This is a genomic window from Xanthomonas bonasiae (assembly GCF_017163705.1).
Lineage (GTDB): Bacteria > Pseudomonadota > Gammaproteobacteria > Xanthomonadales > Xanthomonadaceae > Xanthomonas_A > Xanthomonas_A bonasiae.
In genome coordinates, this window is record NZ_JAFIWB010000002.1 from 86,474 (window position 1) to 109,862 (window position 23,389).

Below are 23,389 nucleotides of genomic sequence, written 5' to 3' on the forward strand. Positions count from 1 at the left end.
AGATCGGAACCGGCTGTCGCTTTTACGAATCCCCAATCCCGAATCACGGCTCCCCATGCACCGTGACCGTCGCGGTCATGCCGGCGGCCAGGACCGTGCCGCGCGGCACGCTGGCCGGATCGATGCGCACCCGCACCGGCACCCGCTGCGCCAGGCGGATCCAGTTGAAGGTGGGGCTGACGTCGGCGAGCAGCGAGGCGCTGGTCGGGTTGTCGCTGTCGGCGATGCCGCGGGCGATGCCTTCGACCTTGCCGTGCAGCATCACTCCGCCGCTCATCAGGCGGATATCGGCGCGATCGCCGACGTGCACCCGCGGCAGCTTGGTTTCCTCGAAGTAGCCGTAGATCCACATCGCGTCGTCGCGTACCAGCGCCAGCCGCGCGCTGCCGGCCTGGGCGTAGTCGCCGACGCGCACGTCCAGGTTGGTGACGTAGCCGTCGGCGGTGGCGCGCACCTGGGTGCGTTGCAGGTCCAGTTCGGCCAGATCGACCGCGGCCTGCGCCTGCGCCACCGCCGCCAGCGCCTGCGCCTGCGCGGCGCTGGCCTGGCCGCGCACGGCGGCGGTGCGGTGCACGTCGGCCTGCGCCGAGCGCGCGGTGGCCTCGGCATCGGAACGGGCCTCGGCCGAGATCACCGACGCGGCGCGGGCGCGGCGTTCGGCCTGCGCGCGGCGCATCTGGAATTCGGCCTCGCTGGCGGCCTGGCTGGCGGCCGCGGCGGAGATGCTGGCACCGGCCGAGCGCGCCTGCGCCTGCGCCGCGGCCAGATCGGCGCGGGCCTGCGCCAGGGCCAGCTCGAAGCGCCGGCGGTCGACGCTGAACAAGACGTCGCCGCGCTCGACGTGCTGGTTGTCGGCCACCGCGACCGCATCGACCAGGCCGGACACGTCCGGGGCGATGCGCACCACCTCCGCACGCACGCGGCCGTCGCGGGTCCACGGCGACAGCATGTAGTGCCGCCACAGGGCGTGCGCGAGCAGGGCGGCGATCAGCACGATCGCGGCGGTCAGGGCGAAACGGATCAGGGCGGATGTCTTCATGGCGGGACTCACGGCAAAAGGAGCAGGCCGAGCGCGGCGAACACGCCGACGTACAGGGCCAGACGGAACAGCGGCGGATGCCAGGCGTAGCGGTACAGCCCGGCGCGGCCGGCGAGCGCATCCACCGCCCAGGCGGCGAACAGCAGCGCCACCGCCAGCACCAGCAGGCCGGGCACGTACACGCCGGCGATCGAGATTTCAGCGGGCAGCGCCATCGGCGGCTCCTGGCGAGGTCGGGGCGGGCGTATGCCCGGCGGCGAGGGCGGCGAGCACCGAGTCGGCATCGAGCAGCGCGCCACGCAGCAGGTGCAGGTGTTCGCGGGTGCGCTTCCAGCGCAGCGGCACCGCGCCGTCGAGACGGCTCGCCGCCAGCGCCGCATCGATGCGCTGCAGGGCCAGCCGATGGCGTTCGGGCGAAGGTGCCAGGTACAGCTCGGCCAGTGACTGCACCGCAGCGTCCACATCGGTGGCCAGCGCGTGCGGCAGGTCGCCGTCGGCCGCGTCGCGGCGCAACTCGACCAGGGTGCGCCCGGTCTCGTGCACCGACAGCGCCCAGCCCAACAGGTCGCGCAGCTCGTCGCTGCCCGGCGGGGTATGCGCGACGATCTGCTGGAACAGGTCGCGGTTGACGCTCTCCAGGCGCAGGTGCAGGCCGGGCAGCGGCGCGCGTGCGGCCAGTGTGGTCTGCCGGCGCAACTGTTCCAGCAGGCGCTGGCGATGCCAGCGCGTGCCGATCACCGGCGGCACGAACACGAACGCCACGCTCACCGCCAGCGTGCCCAGCAGCAGCGGCACCACGCTGTTGAAGGTGGTGACGGCGTTGAAACTCGGCGTCGGCTGCACCGCCAGGATCGAGACGAAGGCCAGATTGGTGCCGGTGGCGAAGCCGAACAGCGCCGGCTTGGAGGCCAGGTACAGGGTCAGCAGCAGGAACGGCGCGGTGCCGGCGACGAACAGGCCGTAGCCATCCATCTGCGGCAGCACCAGCAACTGGCAGACCGCGCCCAGCGCGGCGCCGAACACGAAGCCCTTGAACAGCGAACGCGCCGCCGCCGGTGCGTTGGCGCTGGACGACAGGATCGCGCTCAACGCCACCGCCTGGAACACCGCGGTGGCGCCGCTGATCCAGCCGGCCTGGATCCATAGCCAGCACATCGCCGCCACCAGCAGCGCGCTGCGCAGCGCGGTCAGCGCGGCGGCCGCGTAGTCGTTGCCGCGCAGGAACACGGCGGTGTCGCCGCCGGCCTGCGGCGTGCGCCACTGCTGCGGGGCGACCAGCGCGGCCTCCGCGGCGACGTAGTCGTGCAACTCGCCGAAGAAGCGCTGCAGCAGCGACACGCCGGTGTCGAAGTCTTCGTGGCGCGCGCTCGGCAGGGTGTCGCGCACTGCGGCGGCTCGCGGCGCCAGCGCATCGCGGCATTCGGCCAGCCGGCGCGCGGTCTCGACGGTGCGTTCGCGGCCGCCGCGTTCGCTCAACGCGGCTTTCAGCGGCCGGTACAGGCCGATCAGCGCTTCGGCGACATCGCCTTCGGCCTGGCGCAGCAGGCGGTTGATGTAGTGATGCAGCGACTGGAAGCTGGTGGACACCGCCATGAAGCGCTGGTTGAGCAGGCGCAGGCGGCCGCTGCGCACGCGTGCCTCCGGGTCCTCGAACACCACCGAACTGCGCAGGTCCTCGATCTGCACCGCGTCGCGGACGAAGCGCAGGTGCGCCTGTTCCATCGACGCGCGCGACAGCTGGCCGCCGGTGGCGTCGCGGACGAAATCCAGGAAGCCGTCGTAGGCGCGGCGCACCGTGTCGCGCAGGGTCTGGCGCAAGCGGCTGGGGAACACCACGTCGCTGATCACGCCGGTCACCAGCAGCCCCAGCAGCACCTCGGTGACGCGCGCGGTGACCAGCGCGAACACGTTCTGCGGCTGGTTCACCGCCGGCAACGCGATCAGCGCCACGGTGTAGCCGGACAGCACGAACGCGTACGCCTTAAAGTTGCGGTACAGCAGCGCGCCGCCGGTGCACAGGCCGATCCAGATCGCCAGCACCAGCACGAACAGCACCGGTTCCTGCGGGAACAGCGCCACCATCGCCAGCGCGGCGACGCTGCCGATCAGCGTGCCCAGCACGCGGTAGAAGCCCTTCGCGAACACCATGCCGGTCTGCCGGTGCATCACCACCACCACGGTGATCATCGCGGTCATCGGCGAGGACAGGTCCAGGCGCAGCGCGATCCAGCCGGCCAGGTAGATCGACAGCAGCGTGCGCAGCACGAACAGCCAGGCCTCGCCTTCGCCGCGCAGGGCGTCGGCCAACACGGCGCGCAGCCGCGGCGGGGCGGCGGCGTTGGCTGCGACATCGGTCCCGCGCGCGCTCATGCGTCGCCTTCCACGCTGCGCAGCAATTGCTTCAGCAAGGCTTCCAGCTGCGCCAGTTCGGCGCTCTCCAGGTGCTGCGTGTACCCGCGCAGTTGCGCGAACACGTCCGGCATGAACGCGGCGATCAGGCGCTCGCCCTCGGCGGTCAGGCGCAGCAGCAACATGCGCCGGTCCTCGGCGCTGGGCGTGCGCTGGATCAGGCCCTTGTCGACCAGGTGGCTGGTCAAGCGGGTGATGTTGGCCGACTTCTCGCTGGCCGCGTCGCTCAACTGCGACGGATTCAAGGTCCCGTCCGGGCTGGCGTCGATCATCATCAGCACGTTGTATTCGGAGTAGTTCAGGCCGTAGGCGCGCAGCATGTCGTTGCCCTGATCCAGGATCAGCTTGTGCAGCAGCTTGATCAGGCGCACCACCGCGGCCGCGTCGCGAGGGAACCCCGGATGCTTCTGGCCGGTGACGTCCAGGCGCTGCTCGGTGGCGGTGAAGCGGCTCATGGCTGGCTAGGCATTTGGTACATATGTATATATTACATTTGTGTATTAAATGCGCGGTAATGGCAGCTGAACGCGTGCTCGGCGGGACGGCGCTCTTGGGTCGGGGATGGGGCGACGGCAGCGGTCGCGAAGCGGCCCGGGCAATGGCGGGCCTGCCAGCGCAGCGGTTGCGGGGGGCTGGCTGAAGCGCCGATCGACCGGCACGGCGTCGCTGCCCCTAGCTCACAGCGGGCGCAAGAAGTGAGGGTGGGACCGCGCCGCGGTGGCGCGGGCGGGATGCGGCTAGCGCAGGACGCCGTCCAGTCCGGGCGCGGGGGTGAGCATATTGCGCGTATCGATCTCGAACCTGCGCTGCTTCTTCTCTTCCGGGGTGGCGTCGATGCTGCCCTTGAGGGTGTAGTCGAGGCTGCGGCGGCCGGCCAGGGCATCGGCGACGGCGATGCGCGCGGCCGAACTCGGGCGTAGCGCGACGCTGACCACGTCCGCCGTTTCCGGCCCGATCGAGATGCCAGGCGCGAGCTGCAAGGTCCCCGCGGCTTCGCCGCCCACGCCCAGGTCCAGGCGTACGCCGTCGTAACGCATAGGGATGCTGCTGTAGTTCTGCAGGCGCAACTCCACCTTCCAGCTGCCGTCCATGTTGACGGTGAGCTGCTGCAGGCTGGCCGCGGGGTCGGACACGCGCCGCACCATGCCGTCGCCGCAGGCGGCCAGCAGCGCAGTGCACAACACGAGCAAGCCGAAGCGAAGCCGCTGACGCATGACCGGATTCCAGGACGTGAAGACCGGCGAAGAATACTACGGCGCCCAGGGACCCGGCGTGGCGAGCGCTGGGCCACCGTCGCGCGTCGCCTGCGGCGAGCCGCCAGCCGCGCACCCTGGTGGCGCGGTTCCTCTGCAGGCCACGTCGTCTTCAGCCCGGCGTGGCGGCAGTTGCGCACTTTGCCCAAGTGCTTCGGCGCTCCGCTGTCCCGGCGCTTCGACGCACTCGGGTGCTTCGACACGCTCGGATGCGGCACCGCTCCGGTGCCACCGCGGCACGTCATCGGCTGCACCGCCTTGCGGGGCTGCAGGTCGGCGGCGTTCGCGGCTTCCGGGCGAAGGCGTCCGCGGCCAGCTTTGCGGCAGGGCCGGCTGGCCGGTCACCGGCATGGATGCCCTACGGCAGCGTCGTCGACCCAGCGGCGAACGCGCCGGATCTGACAGCGCCGCGGTGTCCTTGGCGGCCTGGCCTATGACCATCACCAGCGGCATCCGTGCCCGTGCATAGGCCAGGCGCCGAGGACGCCTTCAGCATGCGCGGCGGCGGAATCCGGCGCAGTCGGCGCGGGCCGTGTCGTCCGGTAGGAAAATTCCGAAATGCCGCACTTGCCCAATCCCGAACGCATCGCTATGATGCGCGTCCCCGCACCGGTCCTGCCGCGTTGCGCAGTGGCCGAGTAGCTCAGTTGGTAGAGCAGGGGATTGAAAATCCCCGTGTCGGCGGTTCGATTCCGTCCTCGGCCACCATTCCATGAAAGGCTTGCAGAAATGCAGGCCTTTTTCTTTGCGCTGCCGTATCCCGCGGCGCGATGGCGGGTGTCCTCGCAGGGGAGGCCGCGCCCGGCCGGTAGAACGCGGATCCGCGATGCCCAGCACCTGCGACGGGCCGGGCGAGCACACGCATTGTGTGCCGACTTCCGCATTGGAGCTGGCCTATTCATGCTATCGCCAGCGGAAGCGGCCGCGTTTACGCTCGTAGACAAGTGCGGCAATTCTCAGGTTTGCCGTGATGTAACGCTCAACTATGCGGGGCCGATGTCGTAATCATGTGCACATGGTTAATCTGAGAGCGGGCCAATGCACAAGGAATTGACGCGGCTATGTGTACTGGCCCTTGCATTGGCGGTGGCCGGTGGCGCCGGCGCCGCGCCGGCGTTGAGCAAGCTGGATCCCGCCTATCAGGCCGGTCACGATCCGGCCGCGCCGTATATCGAGCAGGTCGGCTCCGAGTGCGTGATGGTCAACGTGTACCTGGAGCAGCGCGACGGTGTCGTCCAGCAAGTCATCCTGCGCGAGCCGGTGGAATGCAGTAACAGCAGCCAAGGCCAGGACCTTGCCGTGGCCGACCTTTCGCCCTAGCGCGTCGGCGTGGCACGTTTGCGGCTTCCGTTCCTGGTCGTCGCAGCGGGCGGCACCTGTTTCGCCAGTTGCCGGGTAGGCGAGGCGCCGTGTTGAATGCGCTGCGCCCACACGTCGCGCGGACTGCGTAATTCGTGCACTGCTTTCTTGCGTAGCGCTGGCCTGCCGCCGCGGCGCGCGCCTTCAGTTGTGGTGTTGTCATGGCGTGCCGCCGCAATGGCGGTTCGTCGCAGGCCTGCACGAAGGCTGCGCTTTACATCGCCGCGCCGCTCCTGCATAAGGCTGGTCTTCCTCCTTTTTTGCAGGAACGTCCGCATGCGTCCTCCATCGCTCGCGATGCTGCTGGCCTGCCTGCTGTGCCTGGCGCTGCCGGCACGGGCCGCGCAACCGGTGACGTCGGTCGCCGAGTTCGATCTCGGCCGCTATGCCGGGCAGTGGCACGAAATCGCGCACCTGCCGGTGTCGTTCCAGAAGAAATGCGTCGCCGACATCACCGCGGCCTACGTGCTGCGCGACGACGGGCTGATCGGCGTGCGCAACGCCTGCCGTACCGGCAAGGGCGACATGCTCGCCGCCGAGGGCGTGGCGCGGCGGGTGGCCGGCCATCCCGGGCGGCTGCAGGTACGGTTCGCGCCGGATTGGCTGGCCTGGGTGCCGCTGGTCTGGGCCGACTATTGGGTGATCGCGCTGGATCCGGATTACCAGTGGGCGCTGATCGGCGAGCCGGATCGCAAGTATCTGTGGGTGCTGTCGCGTTCGCCGCGGATGCCTCGCGTGCTGTTCGAGCAGGTCAAGGCCAAGGCGCGGGCGATGGGCTACGACCTGGATCCGCTGTTGGTCGTCGCGCCGCTGGAGTGAGCGGCCTGCCGGTCGGCGCGCAAGAGCGGCGCAGCGCCGCTAGCCGGCGAAGCAGGCGCGGGCCGCATCGAGCAGCCGCGCGCTGGCGCCGTCCCGCAGCAGTTGCCGCGGCGTCTGTCCGCCGAGCTGCGCGTGGCTGCCGTTGAGCCACTGCGACAGCGCGGCACGGTCGCCGCCGCAGCCGTTGCAGACGATGCAGATCGTCTCGCCGACATCGAGCAGGTGCTCGCTGCGCAACGTTGCCAACGTGTCCGCATCGCGCCCCAGCCAGTCGAGCACGCGTTGCGCGTCCTCGGTGGAGCCATAGCTGGCGCCGTCGATCAGCGACAGCGTGTCGGTCGAGCGCGATAGCCGGCCGGCCTTGTCGCGCTCGGCGCGGCGCATGCCTTGCAGCACCGCCTTGATACGTTGTTCGTTTGAAGCTGGCTGCGACATGGAAATGCACTGGCGATGAGTAGCGGTCGACAGGTGTACCGCAGTCATTCTGTACGTAGCGTCACCTCGCCGTCGGCAAGCCGCGCGCGCAGGCGGTCGCCGGGCGCAACCTGCGTGGTCGAGCGCACCAGCGTGCCGTCGTCGATCCGGGTCAGGATCGCGTAGCCGCGCGTCACCGTGGCCAGCGGGCTGACCGTCTCCAGCGCGCGGGCCAGCGCGCGCAGGCGCTGCGTGTCGGCCTGCAGCTGCCGCGCCATCGCCGCTTGCGGGCGCCTGCCGAGCGCGAGCAGGCGCTCGTGCAGGGCGGCCAGGCGCCGTTGCGGCTGGGCTGCGCGCAAGACCGCGGCGGCGTGGCGCAGGCGCGCGCCGCGGCGTTCCTGCTGTTGCCGCCACAACGCCAGCAGGCGGCGCGCGGCATCCTGCTGGCGGCGCTTCAGCATTTGCAGTTGCGCCTGCGGACTCTGCGCCTGCAGCCGCAGCGAGGCGCGATCGGCGCGCTGCATCGCCTGGCGCAGGCGGTGCTGCTGCCACTGCAGCAGCCGCGCGTGCTGGCCGCGCAGGCGTGCGGCGAGGTCGCGCTGGTCGGGGGCGAGCAGTTCCGCGGCGACCGATGGCGTCGGCGCGCGCAGATCGGCGGCGAAGTCGGCCAGGGTCACATCGGTTTCGTGGCCGACCGCCGACACCACCGGCGTGGCCGCGGCGGCGATCGCCCGCGCCAGGCGTTCGTCGTTGAACGCCCACAGGTCTTCCAGCGAGCCGCCGCCGCGGGTCAGCAGGATCGCGTCGTAGCGGCCGCTGGCATCGGCGCGCTGCAGCAGCGAGGTGAGTTGCGCGGCGGCGCTGTCGCCCTGCACCAGGCTCGGCAGGATGTCCACTTCCAGCAGCGGCAGGCGCCGGCCGAGCACGCTCAGTACGTCGCGCACCGCCGCGCCGCTGGGCGAGGTGATCACCGCCAGGCGGCGCACGAAGGCGGGCAGGGCGCGTTTGCGCTCGCTGGCGAACAGGCCCTCGGCGGCGAGCCTGGCCTTGAGTTCCTCGAACGCGCGGCGCAACGCGCCTTCGCCGGCTTCCTCCAGGTGATCCAGCACCAGTTGGTAGTCGCCACGCGCCTCGTACAGGGTCAGCCGGCCGCGCGCGAGCACGCGCAGGCCTTCGCGCGGAACGAACTTCAGCCATTGGCTCTTCGGCTTGAACATCGCGCAGCGCACCTGCGCGCGCGCGTCCTTCAGGGTGAAGTACAGATGTCCGGACGAGGGTCGGGTGACGTTGCCCAGCTCGCCTTCCACCCAGGCCAGCGGGAACGCGCTTTCCAGCAGGTCGCGCGCCAGCGTGTTGAGCTGGCTGGGGCTGAGGATCTGGTCGTCGCGATCGGGCATGCGGGCGCTGCGTGGGCGTGCGGGGCGCCTATCCTCGCACGTCGCCGTGAGCGGCCGGTCGCGGCAACGCGACCTCGCCGGCAGACGCCCGGTCCGCATGCTGCGCCAGCGCCCACTGCACGTGTTCGCGCACCAGCGGCGAGGCGTGCTGCGCGCGCGTGCCCAGCGCGGCCAGCACCTGCGGTGTGCTCGGCGCATTGCCCAGTGCCACCGCCAGGTTGCGCAGCCAGCGCTCGTGGCCGCTGCGGCGGATCGCGCTGCCTTCGGTGCGGCGCAGGAACTCGTCCTCGTCCCAGGCGAACAGCTGCGCCAGCGTGGCCCGGTCGAGATCGTTGCGCGCGCGGAAGTCGGGTTCGTCGCTGCGCTTGGCGAACTTGTTCCAGGGGCACACCAGCTGGCAGTCGTCGCAGCCGAAGATGCGGTTGCCGATCGCCGGGCGCAGCTCCTCGGGAATCGCGCCGTCGTGCTCGATGGTCAGATAGGCGATGCAGCGGCGCGCGTCCAGCCGGTACGGGGCGACGATCGCCTGGGTCGGGCACACGTCGATGCAGCGCGTGCAGGTGCCGCAGTGCGCGCTGGCCGGCGGATCGATCGGCAACGGCAGGTCGACGTAGATTTCGCCGAGGAAGAACCAGGAGCCGCCGTTGCGGTCGATCAGGCAGGTGTGCTTGCCGATCCAGCCCAGGCCGGCGTCGCGCGCCAGGGCGCGCTCCAGCACTGGCGCCGAATCGACGAAGACGCGATGGCCGAACGGGCCGATCTCGGCCTGGATGCGCTCGGCCAGTTTCTGCAGGCGGTTGCGCATCAGCTTGTGGTAGTCGCGGCCCAGCGCGTAGCGGGCGACGTAGGCGCGCTCGCCATCGTGCAGCGTGTCCCAGGCCGAATCGTCGTCGTTGCGTCCGTAGTCCAGGCCGACCGAGATCACCCGCAGCGTGCCTGGAATCAGTTCGGCCGGACGCGCGCGCTTGTCGCCATGTTGCGCCATCCATTGCATCGTGCCGTACAGGCCTTGCGCCAGCCAGTCGCGCAGATGCGCTTCGTCCTGCTGCAGCTCGATCCCGGCGATGCCGCAGCGCTGGAAGCCGAACTCGCGCGCCAGCGCGCGGATGCGCGCGGCAACGGTGTTGGGATCGGCGGGGGCGACGCTGCTGGACATGGCGCAAGTATAGAATCCCGCGCATGTCCGACTCGTTCGATCTCTACGATACCGCCGCCGCGCGGCGCATCGATGCGCAGGCCACGGCCTTGCTCGGCGGCGACGGCTACACGCTGATGCAGCGTGCCGGCCAGGCCGCCTGGCAGACGTTGCTGCAGCATTGGCCGCAGGCGCAGCGCATCCTGGTGGCCTGCGGCACCGGCAACAATGGGGGCGATGGCTACGTGCTGGCGCGGCTGGCGCATTGCGCCGGACGCCGCGTGCGCGTGCTGCATCTGCCTGGGCGTGGCCCGCAATCGGCGTTGGCGCAACGCGCCTGTACCGACTACATCGGCGTCGGCGGCCGTATCGAGGTGTTCGATGCGGCGCTGGACCAGGCCGACGTGGTCGTCGACGCGTTGCTCGGCATCGGCCTCAATCGCGCGCCCGACGCAGAACTGGCCGCGCTGCTCGGCGCGCTCGCCGGACTCGGTGCGCCGGTGTTGGCGCTGGACGTGCCCAGCGGCGTGGACGCCGAACACGGCACCGTGCCGGGCGCGGCATTGCCGGCGACGCTGACCGTGCAATTCATCGTCGCCCATGCCGGCTTGCATACCGGGGCGGCGCTGAACCATGTCGGCGCCACTGCGTTGGCGACGCTGGAGGTGCCGGCCGCCGCATTCGACGGCTGCGCGGCGCAGGCCCAGGCCTGGACCGGCGCGGCGCTGGCCGCGCGCCTGGCGCCGCGGCGGCGCGACAGCCACAAGGGCGATTCCGGGCATGTGCTGTGCATCGGCGGCAACCTCGGCAGCGGCGGAGCGGTCATGCTCGCCGCCGAATCGGCGTTGCGCAGCGGTGCCGGCCTGGTCAGCGTGGCGACCCGCGACGCGCATGTCGCGCCGTTGCTGGCGCGGTGTCCGGAGGCGATGACGCACGCGGTCGAGGACGGCGCCGCGCTGGCGCCGTTGCTGCGCAAGGCGAGCGTGGTCGCGCTGGGGCCCGGGCTGGGCCAGGACGAATGGGCGCAGGGCCTGTGGCGGCTGGCGCTGGCGGCGGAGCTGCCGTCGGTGATCGACGCCGATGCGCTGAACCTGCTGGCGCAGGCGCCGCGCGCGTTGCCGAACGCCGTGCTGACCCCGCATCCGGGCGAAGCCGGGCGCCTGCTCGGCATCGCCACCGCCGAGGTGCAGCGCGACCGCTTCGCCGCCGCCGCGGCACTGGCCGAGCGCTACCAGGCCGTGGTGGTGCTGAAAGGTGCCGGCAGCATCGTCGCCGCGCCGGGGCGGGTCCCGCGGGTCATCGCCGCCGGCAATCCGGGCATGGCGGTCGGCGGCATGGGCGATCTGCTGACCGGGGTGATCGCGGCGCTGCGCGCGCAAGGCCTGGCCGCCTTCGAAGCGGCCAGCGTCGGCGCATTGCTGCATGCGGCCGCCGGCGATCGCGCCGCAGCCGCCGGCCAGCGCGGCCTGCTGCCGTCCGACCTGCTGCCGGCGCTGCGCCACCTGGCCAATCCGGAAGCGAACCGATGATGCGGCTCCATCTGCAAGACAGCGACGCCACCGAGCGCCTCGGCCAGGTCCTGGCCGCCACGCGTCCGGCGCAGGCGATGGTGCACCTGCGCGGCGATCTCGGTGCCGGCAAATCGACCCTGGCGCGGGCCCTGCTGCGCGCGCTGGGCGTGCAGGGCGCGATCCGCAGTCCGACCTACACATTGGTCGAGCGCTATCCGTTGCCCGACGGCGAAGCCTGGCACCTGGACCTGTATCGCATCGGTGCCGCCGGCGAGCTGGATTTCCTGGGGTTGGACGAGGCATCGGCGACCCTGTGGCTGGTGGAATGGCCGGAACGCGGCGGCGATGTGCTGCCGCCTGCCGACCTGGTCGTGGCCCTGGCGCTGCACGACGAGGGGCGCGCCGTGCAGCTGCAGGCCGGCACGGCGGTCGGCGCGGCCTGGTTGTCGCGGATGGCCGAACGGGACGACTTGCGGGGTTTTTCTGCCGGCTGACACTAGGAAGTGCAGGCAGGTTATGGATTATTAAGGGAAAACCGCTTGTGTTTATGTGCGCGGGATGCTTGAATCGCCTTCATGCGCCTGGGGACCCGTTTTTTCGCCTGTTCCGCCATCGCCGCAGGCTGGTGCCTAGCGGCGCAATCGGCGTTTGCGGGTCAGGTCCAGGCGGTTTCGCTCGGTAATGGCGCCACCGGCACGCGTGCCGAGATCCGGCTGCAGGGCAGCGGTGGCTTCACCACGCTGACCCTGGCCAACCCCAACCGGCTGGTCGTCGATCTGCCCGAATCCTCCGCTGCGCAGGGCCTGAAGCTGCCTGCCGGAAACGGGGTGGTCACGGCCGTGCGTACCGGTCATCCGGTCCCCGGTACCTTGCGCATCGTGTTCGACCTGAGCAGCCCGGTGGTGGCGTTCAAGCCGCAGATGCAGACCGTGGCCGGCAGTTCGGTGCTGGTGATCGAATGGCCGGGCGATGCGTCGTCGGCCAAGCCGCTGGCCAATGCCGGCAATGGCGCGGCAACGCCCGCGCCGACGGCATCCACGGCGCCCACCGCGGCGGCGGTTGAACCCAAGCCGACGCCCGATCCGCGCCTGGAAGCGGCGCGCGCGACGGCGGCCCTGACCTCGTCGGTGGTGCAACGCGCGGCACCGCCGCCGCCGCCGACACCAGTACAGACACCGACGACGACCGCGGCGGTTCGCCCTGGCGTCGTGCCGGCACCACCGGCCGCTGCACCAGGGACTTCCGTTACCTCGATGGCACCGACCGCATCCGCATCCGCGTCGGTCGGCGCCGCCGTGCCGGCGCAGCAAAGCGCCGTCGCGCCGACGCCGATGCCCGACCGGCCCGACGCGGCCAGCGTCGACGATGTGGCCGCCGCTGCTGCCGCCGAGGCGCGCCCGGTGATGCCGAGCGCACCGTCGCGGGTGGCGATGAAGCCGGGCATGCGGCCGTTGATCGTGGCCATCGATCCCGGCCATGGCGGCCAGGATCCCGGCGCGATGGGGCCGACCGGCAAGCGCGAGAAGGACGTGACCCTGGCGATTGGCCGCGAGCTGGCGCGGCAGATCAACGCCACGCCGGGCATGAAGGCCTACATGACCCGCGATACCGACGTGTTCATCCCACTGCCGATGCGCGCGCAGAAGGCGCGCGCGGCCAAGGCCGACATCTTCATTTCGATCCACGCCGACGCCGCCGAGAACCGCAGCGCGACCGGCTCTTCGGTGTATGTCCTCTCGACCAAGGGCGCCTCCTCGCAGCGCGCGCGCTGGCTGGCGGACAAGGAAAACGCGGCCGACCTGGTCGGTGGCGTGCGTCTGCAGAAAACCGACAGCACCCTGGCCAGCGTGTTGCTGGACCTGGCCCAGAGCGGGCACATGAAGGCCTCCGAAGACGCGGCCGGACATGTGCTGGGCGGGCTCAAGCGGATCGGCAACAACCACAAGCCGGAGCTGGAGCGCGCCAACTTCGCGGTGCTGCGTACCTCGGACATGCCGGCGATGCTGGTCGAGACCGCCTTCATCTCCAATCCCGACGAAGAGCGCCGGCTGACCGATCCGGGCTACCAGCGGCGCCTGGCCGGCGCGGTGCTGGACGGCGTCAATACGTTCTTTACCCGCCAGCCGCCGCCGGGCACGCTGTTCGCCGCGCGCGCGCAGGCCGAGGCGGAAGCGGCCAGCACCGTGGCCGGCGGCAGCCGCTGAGGCGCTCGGCTATCATCGCCGGCTGATCCCGATGGCGGCGTCCGCGCCGTGAGCCGTGCCGATGTCCTGTAACCGTTTCCGTTCTCCTGTTTCCGAACCCCGCGTAATCGCACAGCGGCCGCGTTGCGCGTGCGCGCCGCAGCGCGGGCGGCAGCCGGCATGAGCATTCGCCAGCTGCCCGAGATCCTGATCAACCAGATCGCCGCAGGCGAAGTGGTGGAGCGTCCGGCCTCGGTGGTCAAGGAGCTGGTCGAGAACGCGCTGGATGCCGGCGCGCGCCGCGTCGACATCGACCTGGAAGAAGGCGGCGTGCGCCTGATCCGGATCCGCGACGATGGCGGCGGCATCCCCCCCGAGGAACTGCCGCTGGCGGTGTCGCGGCACGCGACCAGCAAGATCGCTTCGCTCGACGACCTGGAGTCGGTCGGCACGCTCGGGTTCCGCGGCGAAGCGCTGCCGTCGATCGCCTCGGTCAGCCGCTTCACCCTGGCCTCGCGCCGCCCCGGCGACGAGCACGGCGCCGCGCTGCAGGTCGATGGCGGCAAGGTCGGGCAGGTGCAGCCGCGCGCGCAGGCGCCGGGCACCACGGTCGAGGTGCGCGAGCTGTTCTACAACGTGCCGGCGCGGCGCAAGTTCCTGCGCGCCGAGCGCACCGAACTGGGCCATATCGAGGAATGGCTGCGCTCGCTGGCGCTGGCGCGCCCGGATGTGGAACTGCGCGTGTCGCACAACGGCAAGCCGTCGCGGCGCTACAAGCCGGGCGACCTGTATTCGGACGCGCGGCTGGGCGAGACCCTGGGCGAGGACTTCGCGCGGCAGGCGCTGCGCGTGGACCACAGCGGCGCCGGGCTGCGCCTGCACGGCTGGATCGCGCAGCCGCATTATTCGCGCGCCAGCGCCGACCAGCAGTACCTGTACGTCAACGGCCGCTCGGTGCGCGACCGCAGCGTCGCGCATGCGGTGAAGATGGCCTATGGCGACGTGCTGTTCCATGGCCGGCAGCCGGCCTATGTGCTGTTCCTGGAACTGGAGCCGTCGCGGGTCGACGTCAACGTGCATCCGGCCAAGCACGAGGTGCGCTTCCGCGATGCGCGGCTGATCCACGACTTCGTCTATCGCACGCTGCAGGACGCGCTGGCGCAGACCCGCGCCGGCAGCACGCCGACCGCGGGCGATGCCGCGCAGGCGGCGCCGCTGGCGTACGCCGGCGGCGCGCAGCCGATGTCCGGCAACGCGAGCGGCGGTGGCTCCGGCGGCCAGGGCTACGGCGCGCAATGGCGCCCGGCGCAGTCGCCGCTCGGCCTGCGCGTCAACGAGGCGCCGGCCGCCTACGCCGCGCTGTACGCCGCGCCTGCAGGCGCGGCCGATGCCGCAGCGGGCATGCCGCTGCAGGCCCAGGATGCGGCCGGCGGCCTGCCGCCGACCTCGCCCGACAGCGGCGTGCCGCCGCTCGGCTATGCCATCGCGCAGCTGCACGGCATCTACATCCTGGCCGAGAACGCCGAAGGCCTGATCGTGGTGGACATGCATGCCGCGCACGAGCGCATCGGCTACGAGCGGCTGAAGAACGCGCACGACGGCATCGGCCTGCATGCGCAGCCGCTGCTGGTGCCGATCACCCTGGCGGTGGGCGAGCGCGATGCCGATACCGCCGAGCGCGAGGCGGAAACGCTGGCCGCGCTCGGCTTCGAGATCACCCGCAGCGGCCCGCAGTCGCTGCATGTGCGCAGCATCCCGGCGTTGCTGGCGCAGGCCGAGCCGGAAGCCCTGCTGCGCGACGTGCTGACCGATCTGCGCGAGCACGGCCATAGCCGCCGCGTGGCCGGCGCGCGCGACGAACTGCTGTCGACGATGGCCTGCCACGGCGCGGTACGCGCCAACCGGCGCCTCACCGTGCCGGAAATGAACGCGCTGCTGCGCGACATGGAAGCCACCGAGCGCTCCGGGCAGTGCAATCATGGGCGTCCGACCTGGGCCCGTTTCACGCTGGGCGAGATCGATCGTTGGTTCTTACGGGGGCGCTGATGGGCAAGCGGGGAAGGGCGGCGGCGCTGCTGGCAGCGCTGCTCGCGGTGGGCGCATGCGGCAAGCAGGCACCGGTGCCGGCCGCGCCGGCGGTCGCCGACAAGGCATTCCTGGCCGATGAGCAGCGCTGGCGCGAGCAGCGCAAGCAGGAGCTGCAGGCCGCCGACGGCTGGACCAGCCTGGTCGGCCTGCACTGGCTGGAACTGAAGGAGCATTACATCGGCAGCGGCCCCGGCAGCGGTATCCGCCTGGCGGTCGGGCCGGCACGGATGGCGCTGGTGTCGCGGGTGGGCGCCCAGGTGTTCCTGACCCCCGAACCCGCCGCGGCGCTGAGCCTGGACGGCAAGCCGTTGCTGCGGCGCACCCGTCTGTACAGCGACCACGATGCCACGCCCAGCGTGATCGAGTTCGACGGCGGCAAGGGCAAGCTGAGCCTGATCGAGCGCGGCGGCCGCTATGCGTTGCGGGTCAAGCACGCCGATGCGCCGACCCGGATCGGCTTCGCCGGGCTGCACTATTGGCCGATGGCCGAATCCTGGCGCATCCGCGGCCGCTTCGTGCCCAACGCGCCGGGCAAGACCCTGCCGATCGTCGACATCATCGGCGTCACCACCGAATCGCCGAACGCCGGCGCGCTGGAGTTCGAGCGCGACGGCAAGCGCTTCCGCCTGGAAGCGATCGGCGAACCCGGGCGCCCGCTGTTCGTGGTGTTCGCCGACCGCACCAGCGGCCGCGGCAGCTATCCGGCCGGGCGCTTCCTGGACGTGCCGGCGCCGAATGCCGACGGCAGCGTGGTGCTGGATTTCAACCGCGCCTACAACCCGCCGTGCGCGTTCACCCCGTTCGCGACCTGTCCGCTGCCGCCGCCGGAGAACCGGCTGGACCTGGCGGTGGAGGCCGGCGAGCAGGCCTATGCCGCCGCACACTGAACCGAGAGCCCCGACGATGCCGATCCCGCGCCTGCTGCGCAGCCTGCTGTTGTGTCTGACCCTGTTCGCCGCCGCGCCGGTGCCGGCGCGCACGCCGCCTCCGACGGCAACACCCAGCGCGACGCCTGCGCCGCCGACGCCGCTGTTGTGGAAAGTCAGCGGGCCGCGCGGTGCGCTGTACCTGCTCGGTTCGTTCCACCTGCTCAAGCCGGACGACTATCCGCTGGCGCACGAGGTGGACGCGGCCTACGCCGCGTCGCCGCGGCTGCTGTTCGAGCTGTCGCCGCAGGACGTGGAGTCGCCGCAGCTGGGCGCGCAGATGCTGCAGGCGGCGCAGCGGCAGGACGGCAAGCGCCTGCAGGACGATCTGGACACGGCCACCTGGCAACGCCTGCGCCGCTATGCCGCCGGCCACGGCCTGCCGCTGGAGCAGATGGGCGGATTCGAGCCCTGGTTCGTCGGCCTGAGCATCAGCATTGCCGAAATGAAGGCGCAGGGGCTGCAGGCCGATGCCGGCCTGGACCGGCATTTCATGGACATGGCGGTGCAGGCCGGCAAGGCCGTGGAGGGCCTGGAAACCGCGCAGGCGCAGATCGCGATGCTCGACGGCATGGAGCCGGTGGAGCAGAAGCAGATGCTGATCGAAGCGCTGGACGACGCCGAGCAGGGCGCGGCACAGACCCAGCGCCTGCACGATGCCTGGCGTCGCGGCGACGAGCGCCTGCTGTGGCAGGACATGGGCATGGAGATGAAGCGCGATTACCCGCGGCTGTACCAGCGCATCAACGTCGATCGCAACCAGGCCTGGGTGCCGCGGCTGGAGCAGCGCCTGCGCGACGGCCAGGGCGACACCCTGGTGGTGGTCGGCGCCTTGCATCTGCTCGGCCCCGATGGCGTGGTCGAAGCGTTGCGCGCGCGCGGCTACAAGGTCGAGCGGATCTGTGCCGGTTGCCGGACGTCGCCAGCGCCGCGTTCGCGCTGAGCCCGCAGCGCGGTCGTGTGAGTGACATGTGTAGGAGCGGCTTCAGCCGCGACCGGGGCTTTGCCGGTCGCGGCTGAAGCCGCTCCTACAAGGGGGCAGGCGCCTGAAGGCGCCGCAGCGCGCTCAGCGCGCCCGCGACTTCGGTGCGGCGCCGGCGGCCGGCGGCTCGCTCGGCTTGGTGCCGCCCGCGGCAGGGCGACCGAAGCCGGTGCCCAGATTGCGCTGGAACTCCTGCCACAGCTCCATGTTGCGCTCGGTCAGCTGGTTCATCATGGTCCACGGGGTCTGCCCGAGCAGATTGCCCATCTGCTGGCGGAACTGCTGCTGCTGGTCCAGGAACACCTGCATGCTGCGCTCCAGGTAGTTGCCCATGAAGCCCTGCAGCGAATCGCCGTAGAAACGGATGATCTGGCTGAGCAACTGGGTGGACAGCATCGGTTCGCCGTCCTGTTCCTGGTCGGCGATGATCTGCAGCAGCACTGCACGGCTCAGGTCTTCGCCGGTCTTGGCGTCGCGGACCTCGAATTCTTCGCCGTCGATGATCAGCTGACGGACATCTTCGATCGTGATGTAACTGGAAATCTCGGTGTCGTAGAGGCGGCGATTGGGATACTTCTTGATGATGCGGATCTCAGCCATGAAGCGTTCGCTCTTGACGGTAGGCGCGCAGCATGGCGCAGCGCAGCAGGGCTTGCAACCGCCAAAAGCCCCTGAACTCGGGCCCGACGGCAAAAAAAATGCTGCGCAGCACGCGCGCAGCACGGGTACGAAGCGCGCAACGCCAGCTGCAGCATTTTCGGTAGCGTTACCTTGGCGGTGCCGCCTGCGCGCCTGAGCGGTTCAGTCGCCTGTCGCTACCAGCCCATGTGGTGGCCGCCGTTGATGTCCAGGTTCGAGCCGGTGATCCAGGCCGCCTCTTCGGCGACCAGGAACGCGACCGCGTAGGCGATCTCTTCCGGCCTGCCCAGACGCCCGGTGGGGATGTCGGCGATGATCTTGGCGCGCACCTCTTCCGGCACCGACATCACCATGTCGGTGGCCACGTAGCCCGGCGACACCGTGTTGACGGTGATGCCGTAGCCGGCGTTCTCGCGCGCCAGGGAAATGGTGAAGCCGTGCATGCCGGCCTTGGCCGCGGCGTAGTTGGCCTGGCCGTACTGGCCCTTCAGGCCGTTGATCGAACTGATCTGGATGACCCGGCCCCAGCGCTGCTTGCGCATGCCTTCGATCACCGGGCGGGTGACGTTGAACACCGAGTTGAGGTTGGTGTTGATGACCTCGTGCCACTGCTCGGCGGTCATCTTGTGGAAGGTGGTGTCGCGGGTGATGCCGGCGTTGTTGATCAGCACCTCGATCGGACCGAGCTGCCGCTCCACTTCCTGCACCAGCGCCTGGGCGTGGTCGGGCGAGGCGACGTCGCCGGCGACGATGGCGACGTCGTGGCCGCGTTCGCGCATGCGCTGCTGCCAGGCCTGCGCCTTGGCCGCGTCGCGGTAGTTGCTGGCCACGCGGTGGCCCTGTGCGGCCAGCCGCTCGCAGATGGCGGTGCCGATGCCGCCGGTACCGCCGGTGACCAGCGCAACGCGTGATGTCATGGATTCGCTCCGGATGGGGGAAGAGGAGAGGGCCGCGCCGCAGCCGAAACCCCGATTCTAGTCAGCCTTGGCGTCGCTGGGGATACCGGCCGCGTCCGCCAGCCTCCGATCCTGGGCCGGCAGCCGCGCCGGCTCGAACGCGCGCAGCGCCGCGGCCAGCAATGCGGCCACCGAGCCGGCCCCGGCCAGCGCTGCCGGGGCCTGCCCCAGCAGGCTCCAGGCCAGGCGTAGCGCGGGCAGCGGATCGGCGTCGTCCAGCGGCAGCGCCGCATGCGACTTGGACAGCTTGCGGCCGTCGTCACCGAGCAGCAGCGGCAGGTGCAGGTAATTCGGCGTCGGCAGGCCCAGTGCGCGCTGCAGCAGGATCTGCCGCGGCGTCGAGTCGAGCAGATCGGCGCCGCGGACCACGTCGCTGATGCCTTGCGCGGCATCGTCGACCACCACCGCCAACTGGTAGGCCCAGCAGCCGTCGGCGCGCAGCAGCACGAAATCGCCGACCTCGGCATGGACGTCCTGTTCGACATCGCCGCGCACGCCGTCGCGAAACCCGACCGTGCTGCCCGCGGCCACGCGCAGGCGCAGCGCCGGCTGCGGCCGCGCCTGCGCGGCCACGCAACGGTGGTGCACGCCGCCTTGCGCGGCCAGTTCGCTGCGGCTGCAGCTGCAGGCGAACGCCTGGCCGCGCTGCAGCAGGCGCTGCGCGGCGGCCTGGTAGAGCGCAGCGCGCTCGCTCTGGCGCAGGATCGGCCCATCGGCTTCCAGCCCGCAGGCGCGCAGGCTGGCAAGTTGGCGTTCGGCCGCGCCGGGCACGCTGCGCGGCCGGTCCACGTCCTCGATGCGCAGCAGCCACTCGCCGCCGGCATGGCGCGCCAGCAGCCAGCTGCCGAAGGCGGCGAGCAGCGAGCCCAGGTGCAGCGGGCCGGTGGGCGAGGGCGCGAAACGGCCGCGGTAGGGAGGCGAGGACATGGGCAAGCTGAATCGTCGGTCAGGTATGCGCTTGAATTCAAGCTGTACGCGCCGCAGATTCGAGCCAGTCCTTCATTTTTCCTGGTGCGGAGTCCACGCCTACATGTTCAATCGAATCGCCTTGTTCCTCATCACCAATCTGGCGGTGCTGGTGCTGGCCGGCATTGTCATGTCCGTGTTCGGGATCAATCCCAACCAGATGGGCGGCCTGCTGGTGATGGCCGCGCTGTTCGGCTTCGGCGGCTCGCTGGTGTCGCTGCTGCTGTCCAAGTTCATGGCCAAGCGCGCCACCGGCGCGCAGGTGATCACCGAGCCGCGCAATCACACCGAGCGCTGGCTGCTGGAGACGGTGCGGCGGCAGGCGCAGGCCGCCGGCATCGGCATGCCCGAGGTCGCGGTCTACGACGGTCCGGAGATCAACGCCTTCGCCACCGGCGCCAACCGCAACAATGCGCTGGTCGCGGTGTCCACCGGCCTGCTGCGGAACATGACCGAAGACGAAGCGGAAGCCGTGCTCGCGCATGAGATCAGCCATGTCGCCAATGGCGACATGGTGACGATGGCGCTGCTGCAGGGCGTGCTGAACACCTTCGTGATCGTGCTGGCGCGGGTGGTCGGCGGGATCGTCGACGGTTATCTGTCAGGCAATCGCGACGGCGGCCGCCGCGGTCTGGCCTACTACGCCATCGTGATGGTGCTGGAGATGGTGTTCGGCCTGTTCGCGACGATGATCGCGATGTGGTTCTCGCGCTACCGCGAGTTTCGCGCCGACGCCGGCGGCGCCGGCCTGGCCGGGCGCCACAAGATGATCGCGGCGCTGCAGCGGCTGGAACTCAACCATGGGCAGAGCACGCTGCCGTCGCAGGTGCAGGCGTTCGGCATCGCCGGTGGCCTGGGCCACGGCCTGCGCAAGCTGTTCATGAGCCACCCGCCGCTGTCCGAGCGCATCGCCACGCTGCGCGCCTCGCACAGCAATGCGACGGTGAGCTGAGGCAGGAAGCGGGCTGTCACGCTCTCGGATGGCGCTTCGGCGGACTCGAGCCACCGACAGCACCTGACAGTCGGCTCGGGCAACGCCAGGCAGCTCACCCTGCCTGGCGTTGCTTTTTGCAGGATCGTGTGGATTTGCAGGATCGTGTGGAACGGCCTGGCCACTGCCGCTGCAAATCCCGAATCCCAAATCCCAAATCCCAGCCCTCAAGCAAAATCGAAGGTCATCCCCGGTCCCGCCAGGCCGACGAATTCGCCCTGCACGTAGTCGACGCCGGCGCTGAACAGCAGGCTCATCGACGTGGCGTCGGTGACGAACTCGGCGATGCTGCGGATCCCGGCCGACTGCGCGCGCTCGGTGATCTCGCGGATCTTTTCCTGGTGCTCGCGGGTCTGCGCCAGGTCCTGGGTGAAGCCGCGATCCAGTTTCAGGAACGAAGGCTGGAAATGCGCCAGCAGCTGGAACGAGTCCAGGCCCGAGCCGAACTGCTCCAGCCCGACCTTGCAGCCCAGTCCTGTGGCCGCCGCCAGGAACTGCTGCGCATTGCGCAGGTGGGTGAACACCTTGGCTTCCGGCGTCTGCAGCCACAGGCGCTCGCCGGGCACGCCGTGCGCGGCCAGTTCGCGGCGGATCAACTCCACCATCTGCAGGTCGGCGAAGGCGTCCGGGCTGATCTTGACCAGCAGGCTGGTGGCATGGCCGGCGCGCTGGCGCTCGCCGATCACCGCGATCGCGCGCGCCACCACCCAGCGGTCGATCTCGGCCATCAGCCCATGTTCGGTGGCGATGCCGAGGAACGTGGTCGGGCCGATGATCTCGTCGTTGCGCTCCAGGCGCAGGTAGGCCTCGTACAGTTCGTGCGGCTCGCCCTGCAGGTTCAGTACCGGCTGGTAGTGCAGCAGGAAGCCGTCGCCGGCCAGCGCGTCGCGCAGTTGCTGCACCCAGCGCTGGATGCGCTCTTCCTCGACCCGGTCGGCCGCGCCGGGGTCGAAGATCTTGCAGGCGTTGCCGCCCAGCTCGATGGTGGCCTGCACGTTCTCGCTGGCGCGGGCCAGGACCTGGCCGACGGTGGCGATCTTCTCGCCGATCTGCACGCCGCCGATGCTGACGGTGACCGTGGCCGAGCGCTCGCCGACGCTGAACACGTGCGCGGCGTAGGCGTTGAGCAGGCGCTCGGCCTGCGCCGAGGTGCGGCCGTAGTCGCCCTGCAGCAGCAGCGCGAAGTTGTGTTCGCCGAAGCGCGCCGCCTGCACGTCGCCGTCGATCGCCGCGGCCAGGTGCTGGGCCAGCGCCGCGACAAGTGCGTCGGCCGAGTCCAGGCCGATGTCGGCCAGCAGCCGCGTGTAGTGATCGGGTTCGACCAGCAGGAAGCCGTAGTGGCCGTCGCCGCGGCCGACCTGGGCCACCGCGTTCTCCAGCGCCAGCATGAAGGTGGGACGGTTGAGCAGGCCGGTGACCTGGTCGCGCTGGCGCAGGTCCTCGACCTCGCGCGCCAGTTCCGGATCGAATTCCTCGCGGCGGCGGAACACCACCTGCACGCAGGCCTCGCCCTCGTAGCTGGCGGTGGCGAACTCCATCGTCGCCGGGAAGCTCTCACCCTCCATGGTGCGCGCGTCGACCTGGTACTGCGCCGGCGGCGGTTCGCCCTTGCCCAGCGACTTCAGCAGTTGCTTGAATTCCTCCACGTGCTGCGGCGCGACCATGTCCAGCAGCGAGACGCCTTCCACGTCGTCGAACGAGGCGAAGCCGAACATCTCCAGGTAGGCGTCGTTGGCGCGGATGTGCATGCCTTCGTGGATGTAGGCGATCGGGTCGCGCGAGGAGGCGATCAGCGCATCGCAGCGGCGCTCGGTCTCGCGCATCTGCGCCTCGATCCGGCGCAGGCCGCGGCGCGCGTGCAGGTCGGCCCAGGTGTTGCGCAGCACCGACAGCAGGTGCTCGGGACGCTGCCGCAGGGCGATCGCGCGCGCGCCGCCGGCCACCGCCTCGACCCATTCGTTCTCGTCGATGCTGTCGGCGAGCAGGATCACCGGGATGTCCTTGCCGCTGGCGCCTACGCGCTGCAGCACCTGCGGCAGCGGGATGGCCTGCGAACGCGCGCTCAGCACCAGGTCGATCGGCTGCGCGGCGAGCATGGCGCCCAGTTCCTCTGCGTGCTGCGGCCGCGACGGTCGCACCGCGATGCCGCTGTTGCGCAGGCTGCTGACGATCGCTTCGGCGTCTTCACCGCTGTCGTCGACGATCATCAGGCGCAGGGTGGTGTCTTTGCCTGTTTGCATGAAGCCTCCCGGAGACGGGGTTTAATACACGATGCCCGCAGCGGCGTCCATGTGTGGCCGGGATTGGGGATTCGGGATTGGG

General features: G+C 70.6%; 22 protein-coding genes and 1 tRNA gene. 10 read left to right on the top strand and 13 right to left on the bottom strand.

Going from position 1 to position 23,389, the window contains the following annotated elements:
• Window positions 1-43: 43 nt before the first annotated feature.
• The 5 genes from JR064_RS03065 to JR064_RS03085 all read right to left on the bottom strand — a co-directional run bounded on the left by JR064_RS03065 (window position 44) and on the right by JR064_RS03085 (window position 4,662).
• Entirely contained in the window at window positions 44-1,039 is a 996-nt protein-coding gene (locus JR064_RS03065) for an HlyD family secretion protein (protein WP_191823987.1), read from the bottom strand.
• Between the two features lie 8 nt (window positions 1,040-1,047).
• A complete protein-coding gene (locus JR064_RS03070; RefSeq protein ID WP_179565340.1) occupies window positions 1,048-1,254 on the bottom strand; it encodes a DUF1656 domain-containing protein in 207 nt (68 codons plus the stop codon).
• Window positions 1,238-3,409: an FUSC family protein gene (locus tag JR064_RS03075; protein WP_206228789.1), complete on the bottom strand. Its 2,172-nt coding sequence runs from the start codon at window positions 3,407-3,409 to the stop codon at window positions 1,238-1,240. The genes JR064_RS03070 and JR064_RS03075 overlap by 17 nt, the downstream gene beginning before the upstream one ends.
• Window positions 3,406-3,903, bottom strand: coding sequence for a MarR family winged helix-turn-helix transcriptional regulator (locus tag JR064_RS03080; RefSeq protein WP_206228790.1), 498 nt, complete (start codon window positions 3,901-3,903; stop codon window positions 3,406-3,408). Before JR064_RS03080 ends, JR064_RS03075 begins: the two co-directional genes overlap by 4 nt.
• 282 nt (window positions 3,904-4,185) lie before the next feature.
• Complete coding sequence (locus JR064_RS03085; RefSeq protein WP_206228791.1) at window positions 4,186-4,662, bottom strand: LEA/WHy family protein; 477 nt, start codon at window positions 4,660-4,662, stop codon at window positions 4,186-4,188.
• Window positions 4,663-5,333: 671 nt separating this feature from the next.
• Here JR064_RS03085 and JR064_RS03090 point away from each other — a divergent pair.
• Together JR064_RS03090 and JR064_RS03095 are read left to right on the top strand one after the other, a co-directional pair.
• Window positions 5,334-5,409: transfer RNA gene (locus tag JR064_RS03090), tRNA-Phe, on the top strand.
• Window positions 5,410-5,739: 330 nt separating this feature from the next.
• Window positions 5,740-6,021: a hypothetical protein gene (locus tag JR064_RS03095; RefSeq protein ID WP_241092830.1), complete on the top strand. Its 282-nt coding sequence runs from the start codon at window positions 5,740-5,742 to the stop codon at window positions 6,019-6,021.
• Here JR064_RS03095 and JR064_RS03100 read toward each other — a convergent pair.
• Complete coding sequence (locus JR064_RS03100) at window positions 6,018-6,338, bottom strand: hypothetical protein (RefSeq protein WP_206228792.1); 321 nt, start codon at window positions 6,336-6,338, stop codon at window positions 6,018-6,020. The two genes, JR064_RS03095 and JR064_RS03100, sit on opposite strands and share 4 nt — an antisense overlap.
• On the opposite strand from JR064_RS03100, the gene JR064_RS03105 reads away from it, so the two are divergent.
• Complete coding sequence (locus JR064_RS03105) at window positions 6,337-6,879, top strand: lipocalin family protein (protein WP_206228793.1); 543 nt, start codon at window positions 6,337-6,339, stop codon at window positions 6,877-6,879. The genes JR064_RS03100 and JR064_RS03105 overlap by 2 nt on opposite strands.
• Before the next feature lie 39 nt (window positions 6,880-6,918).
• Here JR064_RS03105 and JR064_RS03110 read toward each other — a convergent pair whose 3' ends face one another.
• The 3 genes from JR064_RS03110 to queG are packed head-to-tail and all read right to left on the bottom strand — an operon-like array spanning window position 6,919 to window position 9,846.
• Window positions 6,919-7,314 (bottom strand): antitoxin Xre/MbcA/ParS toxin-binding domain-containing protein, encoded by a 396-nt coding sequence (locus JR064_RS03110; RefSeq protein WP_179565330.1) that lies wholly within the window; start codon window positions 7,312-7,314, stop codon window positions 6,919-6,921.
• 44 nt (window positions 7,315-7,358) lie between these two features.
• The gene (gene xseA / locus JR064_RS03115) at window positions 7,359-8,690 is read right to left on the bottom strand and encodes an exodeoxyribonuclease VII large subunit (protein WP_206228794.1); all 1,332 of its coding nucleotides are present in this window, start codon (window positions 8,688-8,690) and stop codon (window positions 7,359-7,361) included.
• A 28-nt stretch (window positions 8,691-8,718) separates the two neighbouring features.
• The gene (gene queG, locus JR064_RS03120; protein ID WP_206228795.1) at window positions 8,719-9,846 is read right to left on the bottom strand and encodes a tRNA epoxyqueuosine(34) reductase QueG; all 1,128 of its coding nucleotides are present in this window, start codon (window positions 9,844-9,846) and stop codon (window positions 8,719-8,721) included.
• A gap of 23 nt (window positions 9,847-9,869) precedes the next feature.
• Between queG and JR064_RS03125 the strand changes: the two genes are divergently transcribed.
• The 6 genes from JR064_RS03125 to JR064_RS03150 all read left to right on the top strand — a co-directional run bounded on the left by JR064_RS03125 (window position 9,870) and on the right by JR064_RS03150 (window position 17,476).
• Window positions 9,870-11,354, top strand: a complete 1,485-nt coding sequence (locus tag JR064_RS03125; RefSeq protein WP_206228796.1) for an NAD(P)H-hydrate dehydratase — start codon at window positions 9,870-9,872, stop codon at window positions 11,352-11,354.
• Window positions 11,351-11,830: a tRNA (adenosine(37)-N6)-threonylcarbamoyltransferase complex ATPase subunit type 1 TsaE gene (gene tsaE, locus JR064_RS03130; protein ID WP_179565323.1), complete on the top strand. Its 480-nt coding sequence runs from the start codon at window positions 11,351-11,353 to the stop codon at window positions 11,828-11,830. The genes JR064_RS03125 and tsaE overlap by 4 nt, the downstream gene beginning before the upstream one ends.
• A gap of 81 nt (window positions 11,831-11,911) precedes the next feature.
• Window positions 11,912-13,540: an N-acetylmuramoyl-L-alanine amidase gene (locus tag JR064_RS03135; RefSeq protein WP_206228797.1), complete on the top strand. Its 1,629-nt coding sequence runs from the start codon at window positions 11,912-11,914 to the stop codon at window positions 13,538-13,540.
• 159 nt (window positions 13,541-13,699) lie between these two features.
• Window positions 13,700-15,565 carry a DNA mismatch repair endonuclease MutL gene (gene mutL / locus JR064_RS03140; protein WP_206228798.1) on the top strand — a complete coding sequence of 622 codons (1,866 nt, stop codon included), beginning with the start codon at window positions 13,700-13,702 and terminating at the stop codon, window positions 15,563-15,565.
• On the top strand, window positions 15,565-16,494 hold the full coding sequence (locus JR064_RS03145) for a DUF1684 domain-containing protein (protein ID WP_191823997.1): 930 nt from the start codon (window positions 15,565-15,567) through the stop codon (window positions 16,492-16,494). Before mutL ends, JR064_RS03145 begins: the two co-directional genes overlap by 1 nt.
• 16 nt (window positions 16,495-16,510) lie before the next feature.
• A complete protein-coding gene (locus JR064_RS03150) occupies window positions 16,511-17,476 on the top strand; it encodes a TraB/GumN family protein (protein WP_206228799.1) in 966 nt (321 codons plus the stop codon).
• A 123-nt stretch (window positions 17,477-17,599) separates the two neighbouring features.
• Here JR064_RS03150 and phaR read toward each other — a convergent pair whose 3' ends face one another.
• The 3 genes from phaR to gluQRS form a co-directional block, all read right to left on the bottom strand.
• Window positions 17,600-18,115 carry a polyhydroxyalkanoate synthesis repressor PhaR gene (gene phaR, locus JR064_RS03155; protein WP_009597630.1) on the bottom strand — a complete coding sequence of 172 codons (516 nt, stop codon included), beginning with the start codon at window positions 18,113-18,115 and terminating at the stop codon, window positions 17,600-17,602.
• A gap of 215 nt (window positions 18,116-18,330) precedes the next feature.
• Window positions 18,331-19,071 (bottom strand): beta-ketoacyl-ACP reductase, encoded by a 741-nt coding sequence (phbB, locus tag JR064_RS03160; protein WP_179565313.1) that lies wholly within the window; start codon window positions 19,069-19,071, stop codon window positions 18,331-18,333.
• A gap of 57 nt (window positions 19,072-19,128) precedes the next feature.
• Window positions 19,129-20,037 (bottom strand): tRNA glutamyl-Q(34) synthetase GluQRS, encoded by a 909-nt coding sequence (gene gluQRS, locus JR064_RS03165; RefSeq protein ID WP_179565311.1) that lies wholly within the window; start codon window positions 20,035-20,037, stop codon window positions 19,129-19,131.
• A gap of 103 nt (window positions 20,038-20,140) precedes the next feature.
• On the opposite strand from gluQRS, the gene htpX reads away from it, so the two are divergent.
• Entirely contained in the window at window positions 20,141-21,028 is an 888-nt protein-coding gene (gene htpX / locus JR064_RS03170; RefSeq protein ID WP_206228800.1) for a protease HtpX, read from the top strand.
• Window positions 21,029-21,234: 206 nt separating this feature from the next.
• On the opposite strand, the gene JR064_RS03175 is transcribed toward htpX, so the two are convergent.
• Window positions 21,235-23,307: an EAL domain-containing response regulator gene (locus JR064_RS03175; protein WP_179565307.1), complete on the bottom strand. Its 2,073-nt coding sequence runs from the start codon at window positions 23,305-23,307 to the stop codon at window positions 21,235-21,237.
• Window positions 23,308-23,389: the final 82 nt, after the last annotated feature.